Raw genomic sequence first — 18,826 nt, 5'->3', positions numbered from 1 at the left:
TGACGTTCGCGACCGCCCCGATCGCGTCGCACAGGAAATGCACCGGGTTGGAGAAGTTGTTGATGATGAAGCTGCCCCCAGTGGGTTCCCAGGAACAATCCCTTCTTGAGCCGTGGAATCGTCAGGTCGAAATCGAAATGCAGGTTGAAGAAGTCGCCTCGGACGGCTCGGTCGACGAAGTTCTGGGTGAACGGGAACACGAACGACGCCGCGATGGCCGCGCCAAAATCCGGTCCGACGTCGGCGAGCGCTTTGATGGTCGGCTCCAAGTTTTTGAGGTTCCTCACCAGGTCGGCCTGGGTGTCGTTGACCAGCCGGTTGGCGGTGTTGCTGAACACGCGAAGGTGATCCAGGGCGGCCGTCAGACGAGGCCGCTCCTTGACCAACACCTCGAGCGCCGGCGGTATTTTGCGCAGCGCGTCGGTGACGACGTCGCGCTGGTCGGCGAAGGTGGCCGATAGCCGATTCAGCGCCTGAATGGAGGCAACGATGTTGTCCCGCTGGTCATCCAGAGTTCCTACGAACGTGTCCAGGCGGGTGATCAGATCACGCACCGCACCCTCGTGCCCAGACAGGGCGGCCGAGAAATTGTGGATGACATCCCCGATCTGTCCCAGGCCACCGCCGTTGACGACCGCGCCCAGCGACGACAGCGTCTGCTCGGTCGACGGGTAGGCCGATGACCGGCTCAGCGGGATGGTGGCGCCCGGCTGCAGCCGTCCGCCCCCCTGCTGGCCCAGCGGAGTATTGAGCTCCACATGCATCGAGCCCAGCAGGCTGGTCTGGCCGACGGTGGCTACCACGTTGGCCGGAACCACCACGTCGCGCTTGACCGAGATCTCGACGTCGGCGTGCCAGCCTTGTACCCTCATCGCACCGACACTGCCGACGACGACGTCATCGATCATCACCGGCGAATTCGACTCCATCGTCCCGACATTCGGAAGCTCGACGTGGTAGATGTTGGCCCCCGGTCCGCGTCCAACCGCGCCGGGCAGCGGTAGTGAATTCAGGCCGTGGAATGCGCATCCCGTCGCCGTCAACACCACGCAACAGCCGACGGTGAACACTCGCCGTGCCGCTACCCGGGCGATCATTGTTGTGGCCCGTCTGCCGGCAGCAGCATTTCCGACGCGCTCGGCGCCGGCGGTGGTGGCACCGGTGTCGACGGTGGCGGCGGCAGCGGCATCGCCGCGCCCGGTATCCGCTCCGGCGGCACGGCACCCGGCGGTCCCACCGGGTCCCCCGGCAGGCCGGTGTAGGCCGACACCGCCGGCGGGATCTCGGGTGCCGCGGGTTTCGGGCCCTCGCCGCCGGGCGCCAGGCGCGGTTCGGTGTAGAGAACCCTGGCCGGGTCAATCGACTTGGCGATGAACGGGTTGAGGGGAATTGGCGAGTTGTTGTAGCTCGTCTGCCGCAATCCGGGACCGATGAACAGGGAGCACAGCTTGCCCGTTTCGACCGAGGTGATGTTCCCGATGGCGCCGATTTGCGTGCAGCCCGGAGTGGACAGCAGAACCTGGCCGCCCCAGGTGGGATTCGCCATGTTCATGAGCCCGAATCCTCCTACGATGGTTCCGGTGTCGGCGTTGTAGTCGTTGAAGAAGTTGCCGAACGCATTCGGCGCGCCGTGCAGGATGTTTTCCAGGGCCATGTGGTGATCGACCAGGTTCTGCGTGACGTCGGCCAACCGGGCAATCTGTTCGCTGGTCTGGTTGCGTGTGCCGGCGATGAAGCGCTGCACCTCCCCGACCGCCGTCGACAGATCGGTCAGCGCCGCGTCCAGGTCGGATTTGCTGTCATTGACGACGCTGGTGAGAGTGGCCAGGCGATCGTTGAACTGCACGAGCTGGACGTTGCTGTCGCGCAGCGCGCCGACGAAGGTCTGCAGGTTTTTGATGATGTCGACGATGTTGCCGCTGCCGTTGGCGAGGATCCGGCCGACGCCCGACAGTTGACCGAGAGTCTGGCGCAGCTTGTCGCCGTTGCCGTCGAGGGCGTTGGCGGCGCTGTCGATGAACCGGCCCACCGACGTGCCCGAAACGCCACTCTTGGGTCCCAAATCCGTTGCTAGCCGCATCAACTGGGTTTTGACCTCGTCCCACTCGACCGGCACGGCGGTCCGTTCGACCGGTATGACTGCGCCGTCCCGCATGACCGGCCCGCTGTCTCGGTAAGCCGGCGAGAGTTGAACGTAGCGCGCAGACACCAGGTTCGAGGCGACGATTACCGCCTTCGCGTCCGCCGGAATCGGCACGTCGTGGTCGACCGTGAGGGTCATCTTGGCCTGTGTGCCCTGCGGCTGAATGGATTTGATGTTGCCGACTTTGACACCCGAAACCCGCACCTCGTCATGGGGATAGATCGCGGTGGCGGTGGTGAAATAGGCGGTAATCGTCTTCTGCCCGAAGAATGTGTTACGGACGACCACGGCGGCTCCGGCAAGCAGGAGCCCGACCAAGACGACCCCCGTGACCGCCGCCAGCCGCTTGCGCGGCATCCGGGAAATCCGGGAAGTCACTGTGATCCTCCGATCCGTCCGCCCAACGTGCAGCCAGGGCACATTGGAATCAAGTTGTACGGCCAGGGGGTCAGCGCCCGAGGCACCGGCGAGGGGAAGCCGGGGCCCTTAGACGTATCGAAGGTGCGGAATCCCCACAGGTAGTCGAACAGCTCCTGGAAGAGTTGCGGGACAAGGAAGTTCGGGGCGAACGCCTGGTAGGCGTACATACCGGAGATGGCCTCACCAACCGTGATCTGGAATTTGGCGAGACCTGGCAGCGCTTTGGCGATGTTGTCGCGATTCTTTTCCAGCACTCCAGTCACCCGATTCAGCCGCTCCAGCGTCGGTGCCAATGTGGCTTCGTTGTCGTGCACCAACGCCGTCAGCTGCTTGGCCACCACCGAGGTGTTGGCCAGCAGGTCCACGACCTCTTGCCGGCGTGCCACCAGCACTTGCAGCAGGGAATCGGAGTTGAGGATCAGCTTGTTGACCTGCATGCTGCGTTCGGAAAGTATCCCGGTGACGTCGCCGGCACTCTTGAAGAGTTCGCCCAGGTTCTTGTTGCGACTGTTGAGGGTGCGCGATAACCGGGTCAGCGCGTCGAAGGCCGGCCCCATTTGGGGCGCGATCTGATCGAGCGTCGCCGCCAGCGTGTCCAGCGACTGATTGAGCGCAGTGGTGTTGGTGCCGGCAGTGTCCGATGTCAGATCGCTGACTGCTTCGGTCAACGAATACGGCGAGGACGTGCGCGAGACGGGAATGAGGGTCATCGGGTGCATCGTGCCGCTGCCCGCGGACTCCACCGTCAACATCCGCTCGCCCAGCAGTGTGCCGGTGCGGATATGCGCGGTGGTCTCCGACCCGAGCAGGACGTTGCCCTTCGTCGTGAAGGTCACCAGCGCATCGCCGTGGCGCAGCTTCACATCCGACACGGTGCCGACCTTCATCCCCGACACGATGACGGGGTTGCCCACTGCAAGACCGCCGGCTTCGGTAAACAGCGCCTGGTAGCGGACCATCGTGGCCCATGCGATGAATCGGTCGGGCGACAGTCCGACCAGGATGACCATCACCGCCAGGACGACGCCGATGAGTCCGGGCTTGATCAGCGCAGCTCCGCGATACTTGAGCATTAGGGTTCCGTGCACCTTCCTGCATCTGACCTGAAGATATTGGCGCGCACGGTCTTGCCATTGAGATCCGTGCCGCGGAGCCCGAACTGGCAGAGGTAGTACGGGATGGTGGCGCCGTTCACGCCGAGTCGGACCAGCTTGCGGTAGTTCTTCGGCGCCTTGGCGATTGCGGTGTCGAGGCGGTCCCTGTCGCCATCGAGAATGGGTGCCAGCCGATTCAACTGAGCGATGGTGCCGGACAGCGGCGGGCGGGCCTCGGCAAGTAGGTCCGCCAGCGAGGCGGTTCCCTTGTCCAGGGCGTCAATGGCGGACCCGATCGTGTCGCGGTCGTTCGACAGTCCGCTGACAAGCTGCTCGAGGCGATCGACTGCGCCGGAGAACTGTTTGCCGTCCTTGGCGACCGTGCCGACGACGACGTTCAGGTTGTCGATCAATTGCTGGACGGTTTGATCGTTGTCGGCCAAGGCGTTCGAAAACGACGTCGTCTTGGTGAACAGCGACTCGATAGTCCCGCCCTGCCCCTGGAAGACCTGCAGCAGTCCTGAGGTCAGCGCGTTGACATCGTGCGCATTCAGGCCCTGGGTAACGGGTTTAAGTCCGCCGAGCAGCAGATCGAGGTCGAGCGCCGGGGCGGTGCGGCTGACGGGAATCTGGCCGCCGCCCGACAGGCGCTTGGGCGAGCCCGGACCATCGACGAGTTCGAGGTAGCGATCGCCCACCAGGTTGAGGTAGCGCACCGCCGCCCGGGTGCCCTCGGTGAGAACGACGTTGCGGTCGGCGTCGAACTTCACCACCACCTTTTTGTCCGGCTGCAGCGAAACGCTGTTGACCGTGCCCACCCGGATCCCGGCAACCCGCACCGACTGTCCCGGCTTCAGCCGCGATACGTCGGTGAACACCGCCGAATACTTGGTCGTCGCACCCGTCCGGTACTGGCCGAAGATGAAGAACAGGAAGGCGGTCAGCATCGCCATCACGACCGCAAAGATCCCGAACTTGATCAGCGTGGCGCGTGTTCTCATCCGGGTTGTCCGATCTGAGCGGGGTTGCGTGGCGGGCCGGCGATCGGCCCGTACAACAGCTGCTTTAGCCCGTCGAAGTTGAGCAACAGCTGGGGGTTTCCGTAGTTCACCGGGTTGGCGCCGGTATCGGCGATCAATTGCGGCGGGCTCGTATTGAACGGCAGCTTCGGCAGACCCACGCACTGCGGTCCGCCCGTTGCCGCGACCTTGGGCAGGTTCGTCGGATACCGGTAGCGTTCGGCGCCCCACGTGAGGCTCGCCGAGATGTTGATGCTCGGTTCCGACAACGGCGCCCCGTGCGTTATCTGTGCGAGCCCGGCCAAACCACAGTTGAGCGCCGGGGCGTACTCATTGGTCAGATCGGTGGTCGGTGCCAGCAGATGCACCACATCCGTCAGCGGTTGACGGTTCGTCGACAAGACGTCGTTGCCGATGTCGGCCAAGCCGATCGCGCTGATGAGCAACGCATCCAGGTTGTGCTGTTCGTCGACAAGCGTCTTGCTGATCCGGGTCGCGTTGGCCGCGGTCTTCAGCAGGTCCGGTGCTGCGTCGGCATAGGCGTTGGCCACCACCGGCAACACCGCGAGGTCATGGGAGAATGCGGGCAGGCTCGGCTCCAGCCTGGCGAGAAAGGAGTCCAGGTCACTCAGCGATTGGCCAAGCTGTGGACCCCGCCCACTGAACGCCTGTGCCAGCGCACCCAGCGACTCGTTGAGCTTCGGTGGATCGATATGGCTCAGGACCGACACCAGTTGTTGGAATACCGTGTTGATTTCGACCATGACGTGCTGGCCCTGCAGCGTCTGGCCGCTGTGTAGCCGTTGCGCCGAGGGCTGGTCAGGTTCTACCAGCAGGACCGACTTCGCACCGAACACCGTCGATGACGCGATGTCGACAAGCACGTTGCGGGGGATGAAGTGCAACTGCGACGGGTCCATCGCCAAGTGAATGGCTGCTTCCCCATTGGGCAGGGGTTCGATCGAGGCGACCTTGCCCACCTGCACACCGCGCATCTTGACCTTGGCGTCCGGGTTCATGACCAGACCGGCTCTCTTGGAGATCACGGTCACCGGCACCGTCTCGGTGAAGGAGCCCTGGAACAGACCCACCGCCACGGCGAAAATCAAGCCGATGATGAGGACGGTGGCCAGTCCGAGCAAGGGCGGCAGGTAATTCCGTTCGGCCGGTGGCCGCGCATGGCCGGTGCGCGGCGGTCGGCCGGCGACCGCGCCGCGACCCGCTGGAACATTCTGCGTCATTGCTGTTTCACCTCCTCTGCTAACCCGACAGGTTGAAGTTGCCGTTCGTACCGTAAATAGAGAGCGAGACCAACAGCGTCACGGACACCACGACGATGAGCGAGGTACGCACCGCGTTGCCGGTCGCATTGCCGACACCCGCCGGCCCACCCGAAGCGAAATAGCCATAGTAGGTATGGATCAGCAGGATGGTGAGCGCCATCAGGATGGCCTGCAGGAACGACCACAACAAGTCGATCGGGTTCAGGAACGTGTTGAAATAGTGCTGGTACAGGCCCTGTGACTGGCCGAGCAGGAACGTCGTGGTGAACTGGCTGGCCACGAACGACAGGATCACGGCGATGCTGTACAACGGCGTGATAGCCATCATTCCCGCCAGGATCCTGGTGCTCACCAAATAGGCGACCGGCCGAATCGCCATGCTCTCCAACGCATCGACTTCCTCGTTGATCCGCATGGCACCCAGCTGGGCAGTCACCCCGGCGCCGAAGGTGGCCGCCAGACCGATCCCGGCGACCACCGGCGCCGCGATACGTACATTGATGAACGCGGCCAAAAAGCCCGTCAGCGCCTCGATGCCGATATTGCCCAGCGAGGTATAACCCTGAATGGCCAAGGTGCCGCCCGCCGCCAGCGTCAGGAATCCGACGATCACGACTGTTCCGCCGATCATCGCCAAAGTGCCCGCGCCCATGCTGATCTCGGCAATCAGGCGAACGACCTCGCGCGTGTAACGGGTAGCTGCGAAAGGTATCCCGGCGAGCGCTTTACCGTAAAACAGGGCATGGTCGCCGATGCGCCCGAACAAGGCGACCGGCCTCTCGAGTTGGCGGGTCAATCGCGGATATGCGGCCCTCAGCGCCATCGGCAGTCCCTACTTCGCCGTCATCTTGATGCCGACCGCGGTGACGACCACGTTGACGACGAACAGGGACATGAAGGCATAAACCACGGTTTCGTTCACCGCGTTGCCCACGGCCTTGGCGCCGCCACCGGTGATCGACAGGCCTCGATAGCAGGCGACCAAACCGGCGATGAGGCCGAAAAGGGCAGCCTTGACGCACGAAATGATCACCTCGGGCACGCCGGTCAGCAAGGTGATACCCGCGGCGAACGCACCGGGATTGACGTCTTGCACAAATACCGAAAATACGTAGCCGCCAAGGACGCCGATGATGACAACGAGGCTGTTGAGCAAGAAGGCCACCAATCCGGAGGCCAGCATGCGCGGTGTGACCAATCGTTGCACCGGGTTGATACCCAGCACCTCCATCGCGTCGATTTCTTCGCGAATCGTTCGGGCTCCCAGGTCGGCACACATTGCCGTTGCACCCGCGCCCGCCACGATCAAAACCGTGACCAGCGGACCGAGCTGGGTGACTGCACCGAACGCGGCACCCGCACCGGATAGATCCGCCGCGCCCAGTTCGCGCAAAAGGATGTTGAGCGTGAAGCTGACGAGGACGGTAAACGGGATCGCTACCAACAAGGTTGGAGCCAGCGACACCCGCGCGACAAACCAGGACTGCTCCAAGAACTCGCGCCACTGGAACGGCCGACGGAACAGGAACTTGACGGCGTCGGCCGACATTGCGAACAAAGCTCCGACGGCCTGCATAGGCCCCGAGATGTCCCATTTCAGTTTCAGCCGCGGCAATCCCGCTGACCAGTGGTCTGCGGCCTTAGTTGCCATGGACGTCAGCCCCTTCCCACGCTACGAGACCGGCAGTCTTGTTCTGGCGCAACGGCTGCGGTAAATTCGACAGAATTGACAGGTGTAAAGGCGCGCTGACGACGGCGAAATGCTCAGAGGGCAGCCAATTTCCGGCATCGACCTTCGATGTGACAGCGGCGGCCTCGCTCACGCCAGTCCTCCGTTCTGTTGCGTGAGTTGGCGCTGCAAAACGAGGTGCTCCACGTCTTGAAGCGTCCGGCGATTATGACTCATGCTGCGTCCGGGCGGAGCGAAAAGTAAATAAGCGTTATCGGACATCTCGCGGTTGGCTCAGTGCCGCAACGCACGTGCGGCCCAACGGAAGCGACGATCGGCTCGAACATGTCAGCGCAAGCTCCAGTCCCGGTAGTACTCAAGTGACGGCGCCGGCCGTCTTGAGTTCGATGATGCGGTCCCAGTCGAGGCCGAGCTCCAGCAGGATCTCGTCGGTCTGCTCCGCGAATCCGGGGGCTGGCCCGGACTGTGGCGCTGCGACGTCGAACTGTACCGGGTTGGCGACCAACTCGAGCTCACCCGCTTGCACCATGTACTCGTTCGAGCGGATCTGCGCGTCGTCGACGGCTTGCAGGGTGTCCTGCACCGGCGCCCACGGCCCGGACAGCGTGGCGAAGCGTTCGCTCCACTCGGCAAGGGTGCGGGTGGCGATGGCCTTGGTCAGAAGCTCCACCGCATCCGCCGTGTTGGCGGCGATGTTCTCCACCGTGTCGAAGCGCGGGTCGTCGGCCAACTCCGGCAGGTCGACGTGCCGGCATACGTCGGCCCAGAACTTGGTGGGCTGCATCATCACGAAGGAGATGTAGCGGCCGTCGGACGTGGTGTACAGCCCCACCAATGGATTGTTGGGAGCGCCGTGCACGCCCGGCGGGGGCGCTTCGAGCCGTTGGCCCAGATGCTTTGTCAGCGCGACGGTGTGCCCCATCGACCACAGGCCGCTGCCCAGCAGCGACACATCGACGACCGACGGTTCGCCGGTGCGCTCACGTTTGAGCAGCGCCGCCGCGATGCCGCCGGCGAGGTTGGTCCCAGAGATGGTGTCGCCATAGGCGGGGCCGGGCGGAGCGATCATTCCCGGCATCCCGGCGGGAGTGATGGTCGCCGCGGTACCGGCCCGGCACCAGAACGCGGTCATGTCGTAGCCGCCCTTTTCCGACTCGGTGCCGCGCGGGCCGAGCGCGCTGCCGCGGGCATAGACGATGTTCGGATTGACCGTACGGATGTCCTCGACGTCGATGCCGAACTTCTTCCGATGAGCGGGAAGGAAGCTGGTCAGGAACACATCGGCGCGGCGAGCCAGCTCGTAGAGCACTTCCTTGCCCTCGGGAACCGACATGTCCAACCCGATGCTGCGCTTGCCGCGGTTGGCATGCTCGATGTTCGGGTTGGGGTCGCCTTCGACACGCAACATCCCGGTCTGCCGGAGCCCGCGCTGCGGGTCGCCGGTCACCGCGTGCTCGACCTTGACCACGTCGGCGCCCCATTCGGCGAGCACCGCACCCGCCGACGGGACGAACCCATACATGGCGACCTCCAGGACCCGGATGCCCTCGAGCGGCCTCACGCGCCGGCCCCGTTCGCGGACACCGCAGGCACGGCAAACGTCTTGCGCTCCAGGAACTCTTCCAACCCGGCCACCCCCATCTCGCGGCCCACACCCGACTGCTTGAAGCCCCCGAACGGGCTGTCGGCGCCGAAGTAGTTGCCGCCGTTGATCGAAAACGATCCGGCGCGGATCCGGCGCGCCACTGCCAGCGCCCGCTCCTGGTCGCGACTGAACACCGCACCTGCCAGTCCGTAGATCGAATTGTTGGCGATGCGCACCGCATCGTCGTCGTCGTCGAACGCGATCACCACGAGCACCGGCCCGAAGATCTCGTCCTGCGCGATCTCGCTGTCGGGATCGACATTGGTGAGCAGCGTCGGCGCATAGAAATAGCCCGGATCGAGCCGCTTGCCACCGGTGACCAGGGTGGCCCCGGCGGCCACGGCGCGCTGGACCATGCCGTCGACCTTGTCCCGCTGCCGTTCGTTGATCAGCGGCCCCATGTATGTCTTGGGGTCGGCCGGGTCGCCGTGACTCACCTTGGCGAAGTTCTGCGCGATCAGGTCGACGATTTCGTCGTGGTGCGATCTGGGCACCAGGAGCCGGGACGTGAGCGCACACCCCTGACCCGCGTGGGTGACCATGCTGAAGGCCGCGAACAGCGCCGCGGTGGCGAAGTCGGCGTCGTCGAGCATGATCGCCGCCGATTTGCCGCCCAACTCCAGGAAGACGCGCTTGATGGTGTCGCTGGAGGCGGCCATGATCTTGCGCCCGACCTCCGTCGATCCGGTGAAGGTGATGGCGTCGACGTCCGGGCTGGTGGTCAGGGCGACTCCCGACGCGGGATCCGACGAGCTGAGCACGTTGACCACGCCGGCGGGAATGTCGGTGTGGTTGGCGATCAGCTCGCCGAGCGCCAGGGTGACCAGCGGCGTGTCCGGGGCGCCCTTGAGTACCACCGTGCAGCCCGCGGCCAGCGCGGGCGCCAGCTTGGCCAGCGCAAGCTGGTTGGGATAGTTGTAGGCGATGATGGCGCCCACCACCCCGGCGGCTTCCTTTTCCACCCAGCGGTGGTGCAGCATCCCCCGCGATTCTCTTTCGCCGAGGTCTTCGGAGAACTGATAGGTGCGCAGCAGGTCGGCGTAGAAGCGCACGATGCCGATCGGCTCGTCGAGCTGAGCCCCCTGGGTCAGCGCGCGGGTGGCGCCGACTTCGGCGATGGTGAGCTGACGCAACTCGTCGGCGTGGTCGACGAGTGCCCGGTGCAACTGGTCGAGGCAGCGGATGCGCAACTCGACATCGGTGGGCCAGCTGGTGGTGTCGAACGCACGCCGCGCGGCCGCGATCGCCGCTGCGGCCTCTTCGGCGCCGGCGTCCGGAGCATGCCCGATGACCGCACCCGTCGCGGGGTTGACCGAGGGGAATGTCTTGCCGGCGGTGACCAGCCGGCCGTCGATCAGCAGGCGGCGGTCGACATGTGGCTCGGGCGCGGCATCCGCGATGGTCGCTGTGGACCCAGTGGCGGGTTCTGCCGTGTCCTGGGCAGGCATGCCGGTACCCCCTAGTGTGGTGGCGATCACGATAATTTCATTCTCTTCCCCGGCGAATCTTACATTCGAGTTTCGATAATTCAAGAAAGTCTCAGGAATGAGATCGAGGTGCTGACCAGGGGCGCAAACGGCCATGTCGCGCCGCGCAGGCCCTCTCGACGCAGGCCGAACACGGTTTCGCGCGCGTGTTGCACGCCACTCCGCGCGGAGAGTAAGGTTCTCATAATCGTAAGGGAGATTCTTTGTGGCTGAAATGGCCCCCGTCGGAGTAGAGGCCTCAAGATGAAGACTGCGGTGGTCACCGGTGGCGGATCCGGCATCGGCCTTGCCGTCGTGCAGCGCCTAAGCGCCGACGGCCTGAACGTCGCCACCATTGACTTGCGACCGTCGGACGCGGATTTCACCTTCACCGCCGACGTGACAGACCGCTCGCAAGTGGACGCCGCGCTGTCGGCCATCCGCGCCCAACTCGGCCCGGTGACCGTTCTGGTCAACGCCGCCGGCCTGGACGGCTTCAAGAAGTTCCACAACATCACCTTCGAGGACTGGCGGCGGGTGATCGACGTCAACCTCAACGGCGTCTTCCACACCGTCCAGGCGGTGCTGCCCGACATGGTCGAGGCCGGGTGGGGACGCATCGTCAATATCTCTTCGTCGAGCACGCATTCCGGTGCGCCCTACATGAGTCATTACGTGGCGGCCAAGTCGGCGGTCAACGGCCTCACGAAGTCACTTGCACTCGAGTACGGGCCCAAGGGCATCACCGTCAACGCCGTGCCGCCCGGCTTTATCGACACCCCGATGCTGCGCGCCGCCGAGAAGAACGGGTTCCTCGGCGACATCGACGAGACCATCGCCCGGACGCCGGTGCGCCGCATCGGCACGCCCGAGGACATCGCCGCGGCATGCGCGTTTCTGGTGTCCGAGGAAGCCGGCTACATCACCGGTCAGATCCTGGGAGTCAACGGCGGCCGCAACACCTGAGCGGTGGCGATTCGCCAGCGCGCCCGGTAACCAGCACCACGTGAGAGGAGACAGCCGTGAAGGTTTGGGTGGATTCAGAACGGTGCCAGGGCCATACCCTGTGCGCGATGATCGCTCCGGATTCGTTTCAGCTCAGCGACATCGACGGCAGCTCGTCGGCGATCGATGAAGTGGTGCCCGCCGACCGGGAGGACCAGGTTCGCGAAGCCGCGCAGTCCTGCCCGGAGCAGGCCATCATGATCACCGAAGACTGAGCCGGCACCGGTCCTTAGCAGCAAAACACTGAGGGAGACAAAGCGTTGAGTGTCGACGACGTCGTCAATGACAGCGACCGCAAGAAGAACCGATACCACTTCGATCGGCATTCCTCGGAGTACCGATCGAAGTTCAAGACGATCACCGAAGAGATGCACGCCAAGTGCCCCATGGCCTGGACGGAAACCTACGGCGGCCACTGGGTCGCGGCCGGCAGCCACGAGGTCTTCGAGCTGGCGCGCTGTCCCGTCGTCTCCAACGACCACGACCTGCACGGCGAACGCCGTGGCTACAAAGGGATTTCGATCCCCACGGCCAACCGCGTCAGCGCCGTCCGCGGCGGCATCCTGGAAATGGACGACCCCGAGCACCGCACCTACCGAACCGTGCTCAACCCCTATTTGTCCCCGGCCGCGATCAAGCGCTGGGAGCCATTCATCGACGACGTGACGCGCGCCTGCCTCGACGAGAAGATCGAGGGCGGCAGCATCGACTTCGTCGACGACCTGGCCAACATCGTGCCCGCTGTCTTCACGCTGGCCATGCTCGGCATCCCACTGAAGAAGTGGAGCATGTACAGCGAGCCGGTGCACGCCGCGGTGTACACGCCCGAGCACTCCCCCGACATCGAGCGGGTCACCGCGATGCACCGGGAGATGGGACTCGACATGGTCAACAACATGATCGAGATCCGCGCTAACCCGCGGCCCGGAATCGTGAACGGCCTGCTCGAGATGCGCATCGACGGTGAGCCCGCACCGGAGCTAGAAATCCTCGGCAACCTGGGGTTGGTCATCGGCGGCGGCTTCGACACCACGACCGCCCTCACAGCCCACTCGCTGGAATGGCTTTCGGAGCACCCCGACCAACGGCAACTGCTCAGCGATGAACGCAAAACCCTGCTCGACCCCGCGACCGAAGAGTTCCTGCGCTACTTCACCCCGGCGGCCGGCGACGGCCGGACCTTCGCCGACGACACCGAACTCGACGGCACCCAGTTTAAGGAGGGCGAGCGGCTGTGGATTTCGTGGGCGATGGCCAACCGCGACCCAGCGGTGTTCCACGACCCGGACAAGATCATCCTCGACCGTAAAGGTAACCGGCACTTCAGCTTTGGGCTGGGGATCCACCGGTGCATCGGGTCGAATGTGGCACGCACCGTGTTCAAATCCATGCTCACCGCGGTTCTCGACCGGATGCCCGACTACAAGTGCGATCCCGAGGGGACCGTCCACTACGAGACCATCGGCGTCATCCAGGGCATGCGCAAGCTGCCGGCCAGCTTCACGCCCGGACGCAAGGTCGGAGCCGGGCTGGACGAGACGCTCGAAAAGCTCCAACGCATCTGCGACGAGCAAGAGCTCGCCCGGCCGATCACCGAACGCAAGGAAGCCGCGGTTATCGACTAGGTAGCACAGGCCGGACCAGTCGTTGACTGCCGCAATTTTTCCGAGTAGGCCTGTGCAGCGTGACCGCCCCCTATATTTGGGCCCAAGCGCGCGTGCAGAGATGGGAGACGCAACGGTGAAGCCTTTCGCAGTCAGCCTTGCGCTTGTCATGGCCGCGCTGACTTTCACGCCGACCGCCCACGCGGACATGCTGTATGCGAACTACAGTGTGAACTCGGACCGGGATCCCGGCCATTTCTGGGTTTGGTCGATTAACCCGTGCTTCCCTAATCAGCCGGGATGCCTGCAGATATACGCGACTCCGCAGCCCAATGGGCAGGCGACGGTCTACAGGGGGGAGGCTCGCCTGTCCAACGGCCGCTACACCATGGCAGTCGATGTGCCCGACGGTGTGCGCTGCGTGGTCCAGTTCTTTCCCTCGCATGACGTTTACTCGTGGGATGCGGTGACGCTGGCCGGTCAGGTCGACTCGACGTTCGACACCGGCTGCGGTGGCGGACCGGGGGGCACCAACAGTTGGCCGTTCTCGCTCGTGCGATTCTAGCGGCGTGAGACCTACAGGAGTCGGTAAGCACGATGGCTGAGGCGAAGAAACCGCCGCAGGATTCGGCCACCTCGAAAGCCGACGCGAGGGCATTGCTCGAGGAAGCCGAGGCCGAAGCAGCCGAAGCCGAAGCGCTGGCCGCAGCGGCGCGCGCCCGTGCCCGTGCCGCCCGACTCCGGCGCGAGGCGCTGGCCCAGGCTGAGGCTGAGGCTGAGGCCGAGGCGAAGGATGCCGAGGAAGCCTCGGACGCAGACGAGGACGCGACCGACACCGCCGAAGCGGAGACCACCGACGGGCGCCTCACCGACGAGGATGCGACCGACACCGCCGAAGCGGAGACTACCGACGAAGCCTCCGAAGAAACCCCGGAAGACGCGGAATCGGAATCCGAGCCGGCCCGCTCCCGGCGACGCGTGCGGTTGCCATCCCTTTCCGTGATGTGGAAGGCGGCCGTCATCATCCTCATCTGCGCCTTCATCGGGGCCAGCGGATACATGGTGTGGCAACATCATGAAACCGTCGAGCGCAACCAGCGCGCGGCGAACTTTCTCGCGGGAGCCCGACAAGGTGTCGTCAACCTGACTTCCATGGACTTCAACAAGGCCAAGGAGGACGTCCAGCGGGTGATCGACAGCTCGACCGGTCAGTTCCACGACGACTTCCAGGCGCGCGCAAAAGATTTCACGACCGTCGTCGAGCAGTCCAAAGTGGTCACCCAGGGAACCGTGAATGCGGCGGCCGTGCAATCCATGAACGGGGATTTCGCGTTGGTTCTCGTCGCAGCGACATCGCACATCACCAACGCCGCGGGTGCCAAGGACGAACCGCGCAATTGGCGGCTCAAGGTGACCGTCAAAGACGACGGCGGCCAATACAAGATGTCCAACGTGGAGTTCATTCCATGAGCGAGGACGAGCCCAGCATCGACACCGCCGACGACTCTGCCGAACAAACCGACCGCAGTGAAGGTAGTGCCCCACGTGCGCGGCGCAAGGTGAAAGTCGTTCCCGTGGTTCTGATTGTGCTGCTGCTGCTTTCCGGTGGCGGGGCGACATGGCTGTACTTCAAGCAGTACCGTCCCGATAAGCAGACCGACGCCAGCGTCGCGACCGCGGCCGCCAATGCAGCGTCCGACGGCACGGTCGCGCTGCTGTCCTACTCGCCCGATTCTCTCGACAAAGACTTCGCCACCGCCAAGTCGCACCTGTCCGGCGACTTCTTGTCGTACTACAACCAGTTCACCGAACAGATCGTGGCCCCGGCAGCCAAACAGAAGTCACTGAAAACCACTGCGAGAGTGTTGGGGGCCGCAGTTCAGGAGTTGCATCCCAATTCGGCAGTCGTGCTGGTCCTGGTCGATCAGAGCACCACGAGCAAGGACAACCCCGACCCCGCGATGGCCTCCAGCAGCGTGCTGGTGAGCCTGACCCGGGTCAACGGCAAGTGGCTGATCACCAAATTCGACCCTGTCTAGACATTCGTCAGATGTCGCTGGGCCGGCGGCTTCCCGTCGAGTGTGAACCCTCGGCTTTGACTGTGAGCTCAGGGTGACGACACGCCGATTGCGGCCGCCGTGGCTTCACTCTCAAAGCCGTGGTCTCACACTGGCGGCCAACGGGCGCCGCGGCAATGCCGCCGACCACCTCATCGAAGACGTTGTGCCCTACCTGATCTCAAACTTCGGGGTGAGTCCTGACCCGTCGCGCTGGGGCATCGTCGGCTGGTCGATGGGCCGAACGTGCGCGGTGAGCCTGACCGTCGCGCACCCCACGCTGCTCCCCGGGCGTGGCCCGATCCCGTTGCCCAGCAAGATCTCTGGGCAGGCGGTAGGACTGCGTTCTAGCCGCGTGGGAGGCCGAGCACCCGCTGGGCGATGATGTTGCGCTGGATTTCTGAGGTGCCGCCGGCGATGGTCCCGGAGAAGCTGCGGGCAAAGCGCTCGAACCAGCTGGCAAAGTAGTGGTCGAGGTTCATGTGTGCATACGGTCCGGTCTGACCCGGTTGAATGAGCCCGTCGGCTCCCGCGGAGGTCAGCGCCAGTTCCATCCCGCGCAACTCCGCCTCGGAGCCGAGGAGCTTGAGCACCGAGATCGCGGCCACGTCGTCTTCGCCGCGCGCGGTGCGGGCCAGGGCTGCCGAGCCCAGCAGGCGCAGCGCCTGCCGGTCCATGATCGTCGTGGCGTACTGGTCACGCTCGACGTCGGTACCGGGATGGAAGTCGTCGATCATGTTCTCGAGACGGTCCGCGAAGCCCAGCCACATCATGGTGCGCTCGTGGCCGAGCGAACCGTTGGCCACCATCCATCCCTGGTCGAGTTCACCGACCAGGTTTTCCGCCGGCACGCGCACGTCGGTGAAGAACACCTCGTTGAAGTCCGTGTCGTCGATCGAACAGATCGACGGGAAGGGCCGGCGAACCACGCCGGGGGTGTCGGTGGGAATCACCAGCACGCTGATTCCCTTGTGCTTGGGCGCATCTGGGTTCGTCCGCACGAAGGTCAACAAGAAGTCGGCGTCGTGGGCCCCGGAGGTCCACACCTTTTGCCCGTTGACGACGAAGAAGTCGCCTTCTGAATCAGATGTGCGCACCGCGCGGGTGCGCAGCGACGCCAGATCAGAGCCGGCGCTGGGCTCGCTCATCCCCAGCGACGCGGTGATCTCGGCGCGCAGGACGGGCACGGCCCAACGTTGCTTCTGCTCATCGCTGCCGAACGACAACAGAGATGCCGCAACGATATTCACGCCCTGCGGGTTGAAGCTGTGATAGATGCGGCGGCGGCTCAGCTCCTCCAGGTAGACGAACTGCTGCAGCACCGTCGCGTTGCGGCCACCGTATTCCGGCGGCTGGCTGGGCAGCAGCCAACCGTTGTCGAACAGGAGCCGCTGCCAACGACGCGCCCACTCCGGCATGTGCGAAACCGAACGCGGACGGTCCAGGGTTTCGCTTGCGGGAGGAAGGTTTTCGTCGAGGAATGCCGAAAACTCGGCCCGGAACGCCTCGACGTCGGGATCAAAAGTCAGCTGCACGGTATTCCTCAGCGATCCGCGCCCGATGCTCCGCCGCGCCGCCCAACATGAGTTCGCCCGCCTTGGCCCGCTTGAGCGCGAACTGCAGGTCGTTCTCCCACGTGAATCCCATTGCGCCGTGCAGTTGTAAGCCGTGCCGGAAGACCAGCGACTGGCACTCCCCCGCCGATGCCTTGGCCATCGCGGCCGCCAGCCGTCGGCGGGGATCGTCTGCCGCGATCGTCAATGCGGCGAAGTAGGCCAAGGCCCGCGCCCGTTGGACCGCGACGTGCATGTCGGCGGCCTTGTGCTGGACGGCCTGGAACGAGCCGATCGGCACGCCGAACTGCTGGCGGCTACTCACGTGCTCGAGCACCAGGTCGAGGATGCGTTGGCAGGCGCCGACCATGGTGATCGCCATGCCGGTCAACGCAATATGGTGCGCGCGCTCGTGGTCGACGGTGACTCGGGCGCTGTCGGGCACCCGGACCTCGCTGAACGACAGGTCGGCCACGTGCAGCACGGGGTCGAAGACCGTCGATCGGCGGGCCGACACCTGGTTGGACGCGGCGATGAACACACCCGCGTCGGTCACCACAGCGAGGCGGTCGACGCGATCGCCGTCGAGCACGTGGCGCGCCGTGCCGTCCAACACCCAGCCTTCGGCGTCGCGGTGCGCCACCACCCCGCCGTACACGGCTGTGCCCGACTCGTGCGGGTCGAAGCGATCAGCCACCAGCGGCGCGAACTGGCTCATCGTCGCCAGGAACGGTGTGGGGTCGGTCGCGCGGCCCAGCTCTTCGAGAACGATGGCGAGCTCGACCGTGCTCTGCGGGTCGTTCAGCTCGGTCCACCCCTGATCCACGTACGACTTCCACAGTGGGCTCGGGTCGACGCCCTCCTCGGCCACGCTGCGCACCAGCGAGGGCGGGCACTGTTTGGTGACGGCATCGCGCACCGTGTCCTGCCACAGCCGCTGATCAGCATCGAATTCCAACAGCATCCGCGTCGCCTCTCGTCGTGACTGTCACGGCGAGAATATCATTCTCGGTTGCGGAAGTAATAATCTCTGAAACCGGGCATGCGATCACCGAACCGGCTGTGACGAGCCGAATTGCTCTCACGAACTAGCTGCTGGTCAACAACCCGTCGGCGGGGCCATCCCAGCGGTCGAGGTTCACGAATTCGGCCAGCGCACGGCGGCGCAGCGGCCCGTGCTGGCCCTTGGGCCATCCGACCACGATGTGGCCGGCGACCATCCAGCCCTCGGGGATACCGACGGCCTCGCGCAGCAGTTGCTCACCGCCATAGGAGGCCCAGCTGGTCATGCAGGCGCCGAGCCCCTGCGCGCGGGCGGCCAGCAGAAAGTTCTGCATGGCGGGAAAGATCGACCCGCCGAGCAGCAGTTCCGACGCCGTTGGGTAACGGGCCTGCGCGAACAGCACCGACGTGAATTCACCGGCGCGGTCGTGCAATTCGTACGTCGCACGGTAGGTGCGGGCGCGACGGCTGTCGTCGCCGTTTGCGGGCCGGCTCATTCCGTAGACCGGCTCGATCACCTCCAGCGCGTGGGCGGCGGCCTTGGCCACCACGGCGCGCTGCTCGGGTGAGCGCAGCACCACGAAACGCCAGCCCTGGGCGTTGGCACCCGAGGGAGCCCACCGCGCCGCCTCGAGGCACCGCGCCAGGGTCGCGTCGTCCACCGGTTTGTCGGTGAAGCGCCGGATCGTTCGGGCGGTCGCCATCACTTCCCAGACATCAGCGCTTGCTCCGGTCATCGCTTCTCCTCAATACCGAGGGTCGCCCAGCTCGTATTCCCGTTCATCGCAAGCGAATTGGGTGATCGCGAAGCTCCACCGGGAACGAGGACTCCAGAGGGCAGGTCC

Annotated in this window: 19 protein-coding genes and 1 pseudogene; 7 read left to right on the top strand and 13 right to left on the bottom strand. The window is 64.8% G+C overall.

Annotated features, from left to right (window positions below):
- The 10 genes from A5775_RS15430 to A5775_RS15390 form a co-directional block, all read right to left on the bottom strand.
- On the bottom strand, positions 1–1,097 hold a 1,097-nt coding region (locus tag A5775_RS15430), incomplete at its 3' end, for an MCE family protein (RefSeq protein WP_231995189.1).
- Positions 1,094–2,500, bottom strand: a complete 1,407-nt coding sequence (locus A5775_RS15425) for an MCE family protein (RefSeq protein WP_197512602.1) — start codon at positions 2,498–2,500, stop codon at positions 1,094–1,096. The genes A5775_RS15425 and A5775_RS15430, both read right to left, overlap by 4 nt.
- A 17-nt stretch (positions 2,501–2,517) precedes the next feature.
- The gene (locus A5775_RS15420; protein ID WP_067253772.1) at positions 2,518–3,636 is read right to left on the bottom strand and encodes an MCE family protein; all 1,119 of its coding nucleotides are present in this window, start codon (positions 3,634–3,636) and stop codon (positions 2,518–2,520) included.
- Positions 3,636–4,658, bottom strand: coding sequence for an MCE family protein (locus tag A5775_RS15415; protein WP_067253769.1), 1,023 nt, complete (start codon positions 4,656–4,658; stop codon positions 3,636–3,638). Before A5775_RS15415 ends, A5775_RS15420 begins: the two co-directional genes overlap by 1 nt.
- Entirely contained in the window at positions 4,655–5,917 is a 1,263-nt protein-coding gene (locus A5775_RS15410; RefSeq protein ID WP_067253766.1) for an MCE family protein, read from the bottom strand. Before A5775_RS15410 ends, A5775_RS15415 begins: the two co-directional genes overlap by 4 nt.
- 19 nt (positions 5,918–5,936) lie before the next feature.
- Positions 5,937–6,782, bottom strand: coding sequence for an ABC transporter permease (locus A5775_RS15405; protein ID WP_067253763.1), 846 nt, complete (start codon positions 6,780–6,782; stop codon positions 5,937–5,939).
- 9 nt (positions 6,783–6,791) lie between these two features.
- A complete protein-coding gene (locus A5775_RS15400) occupies positions 6,792–7,610 on the bottom strand; it encodes an ABC transporter permease (RefSeq protein WP_067253759.1) in 819 nt (272 codons plus the stop codon).
- Entirely contained in the window at positions 7,600–7,782 is a 183-nt protein-coding gene (locus tag A5775_RS25460; protein WP_156660710.1) for a hypothetical protein, read from the bottom strand. The genes A5775_RS15400 and A5775_RS25460 overlap by 11 nt, the downstream gene beginning before the upstream one ends.
- Positions 7,783–8,004: 222 nt before the next feature.
- Positions 8,005–9,210, bottom strand: a complete 1,206-nt coding sequence (locus A5775_RS15395) for a CaiB/BaiF CoA-transferase family protein (protein ID WP_067253756.1) — start codon at positions 9,208–9,210, stop codon at positions 8,005–8,007.
- Complete coding sequence (locus tag A5775_RS15390) at positions 9,207–10,772, bottom strand: aldehyde dehydrogenase family protein (RefSeq protein ID WP_156660709.1); 1,566 nt, start codon at positions 10,770–10,772, stop codon at positions 9,207–9,209. Before A5775_RS15390 ends, A5775_RS15395 begins: the two co-directional genes overlap by 4 nt.
- 252 nt (positions 10,773–11,024) lie before the next feature.
- Here A5775_RS15390 and A5775_RS15385 point away from each other — a divergent pair, with 252 nt between their 5' ends.
- The 7 genes and pseudogenes from A5775_RS15385 to A5775_RS25455 all read left to right on the top strand — a co-directional run.
- Positions 11,025–11,726, top strand: a complete 702-nt coding sequence (locus A5775_RS15385) for an SDR family NAD(P)-dependent oxidoreductase (protein ID WP_067253748.1) — start codon at positions 11,025–11,027, stop codon at positions 11,724–11,726.
- 56 nt (positions 11,727–11,782) lie between these two features.
- Positions 11,783–11,980: a ferredoxin gene (locus A5775_RS15380; RefSeq protein WP_067165309.1), complete on the top strand. Its 198-nt coding sequence runs from the start codon at positions 11,783–11,785 to the stop codon at positions 11,978–11,980.
- 45 nt (positions 11,981–12,025) lie between these two features.
- Positions 12,026–13,390 carry a cytochrome P450 gene (locus A5775_RS15375; RefSeq protein WP_067253744.1) on the top strand — a complete coding sequence of 455 codons (1,365 nt, stop codon included), beginning with the start codon at positions 12,026–12,028 and terminating at the stop codon, positions 13,388–13,390.
- Between the two features lie 100 nt (positions 13,391–13,490).
- Positions 13,491–13,934 (top strand): hypothetical protein, encoded by a 444-nt coding sequence (locus A5775_RS15370; RefSeq protein ID WP_197512590.1) that lies wholly within the window; start codon positions 13,491–13,493, stop codon positions 13,932–13,934.
- A gap of 32 nt (positions 13,935–13,966) precedes the next feature.
- A complete protein-coding gene (locus tag A5775_RS15365; protein WP_067253737.1) occupies positions 13,967–14,839 on the top strand; it encodes a hypothetical protein in 873 nt (290 codons plus the stop codon).
- Entirely contained in the window at positions 14,836–15,408 is a 573-nt protein-coding gene (locus tag A5775_RS15360; RefSeq protein WP_067253734.1) for a hypothetical protein, read from the top strand. The genes A5775_RS15365 and A5775_RS15360 overlap by 4 nt, the downstream gene beginning before the upstream one ends.
- Before the next feature lie 127 nt (positions 15,409–15,535).
- Positions 15,536–15,709, top strand: a pseudogene (locus A5775_RS25455) (esterase family protein); the annotation flags it as partial.
- A 64-nt stretch (positions 15,710–15,773) separates the two neighbouring features.
- Here the strand turns inward: A5775_RS25455 and A5775_RS15355 are convergent.
- The 3 genes from A5775_RS15355 to A5775_RS15345 form a co-directional block, all read right to left on the bottom strand.
- On the bottom strand, positions 15,774–16,961 hold the full coding sequence (locus tag A5775_RS15355; protein ID WP_067253730.1) for an acyl-CoA dehydrogenase family protein: 1,188 nt from the start codon (positions 16,959–16,961) through the stop codon (positions 15,774–15,776).
- Positions 16,945–17,943 (bottom strand): acyl-CoA dehydrogenase family protein, encoded by a 999-nt coding sequence (locus A5775_RS15350; RefSeq protein WP_067253727.1) that lies wholly within the window; start codon positions 17,941–17,943, stop codon positions 16,945–16,947. Before A5775_RS15350 ends, A5775_RS15355 begins: the two co-directional genes overlap by 17 nt.
- Before the next feature lie 124 nt (positions 17,944–18,067).
- Complete coding sequence (locus tag A5775_RS15345) at positions 18,068–18,718, bottom strand: nitroreductase family protein (protein ID WP_067253723.1); 651 nt, start codon at positions 18,716–18,718, stop codon at positions 18,068–18,070.
- Positions 18,719–18,826 lie beyond the last annotated feature (108 nt).

It is taken from the genome of Mycobacterium sp. 852002-10029_SCH5224772, assembly GCF_001667315.1.
Taxonomy (GTDB): domain Bacteria; phylum Actinomycetota; class Actinomycetes; order Mycobacteriales; family Mycobacteriaceae; genus Mycobacterium.
Note: the sequence above shows the minus strand (reverse complement) of the source record. Positions and strands in the feature narration are given on the sequence as shown.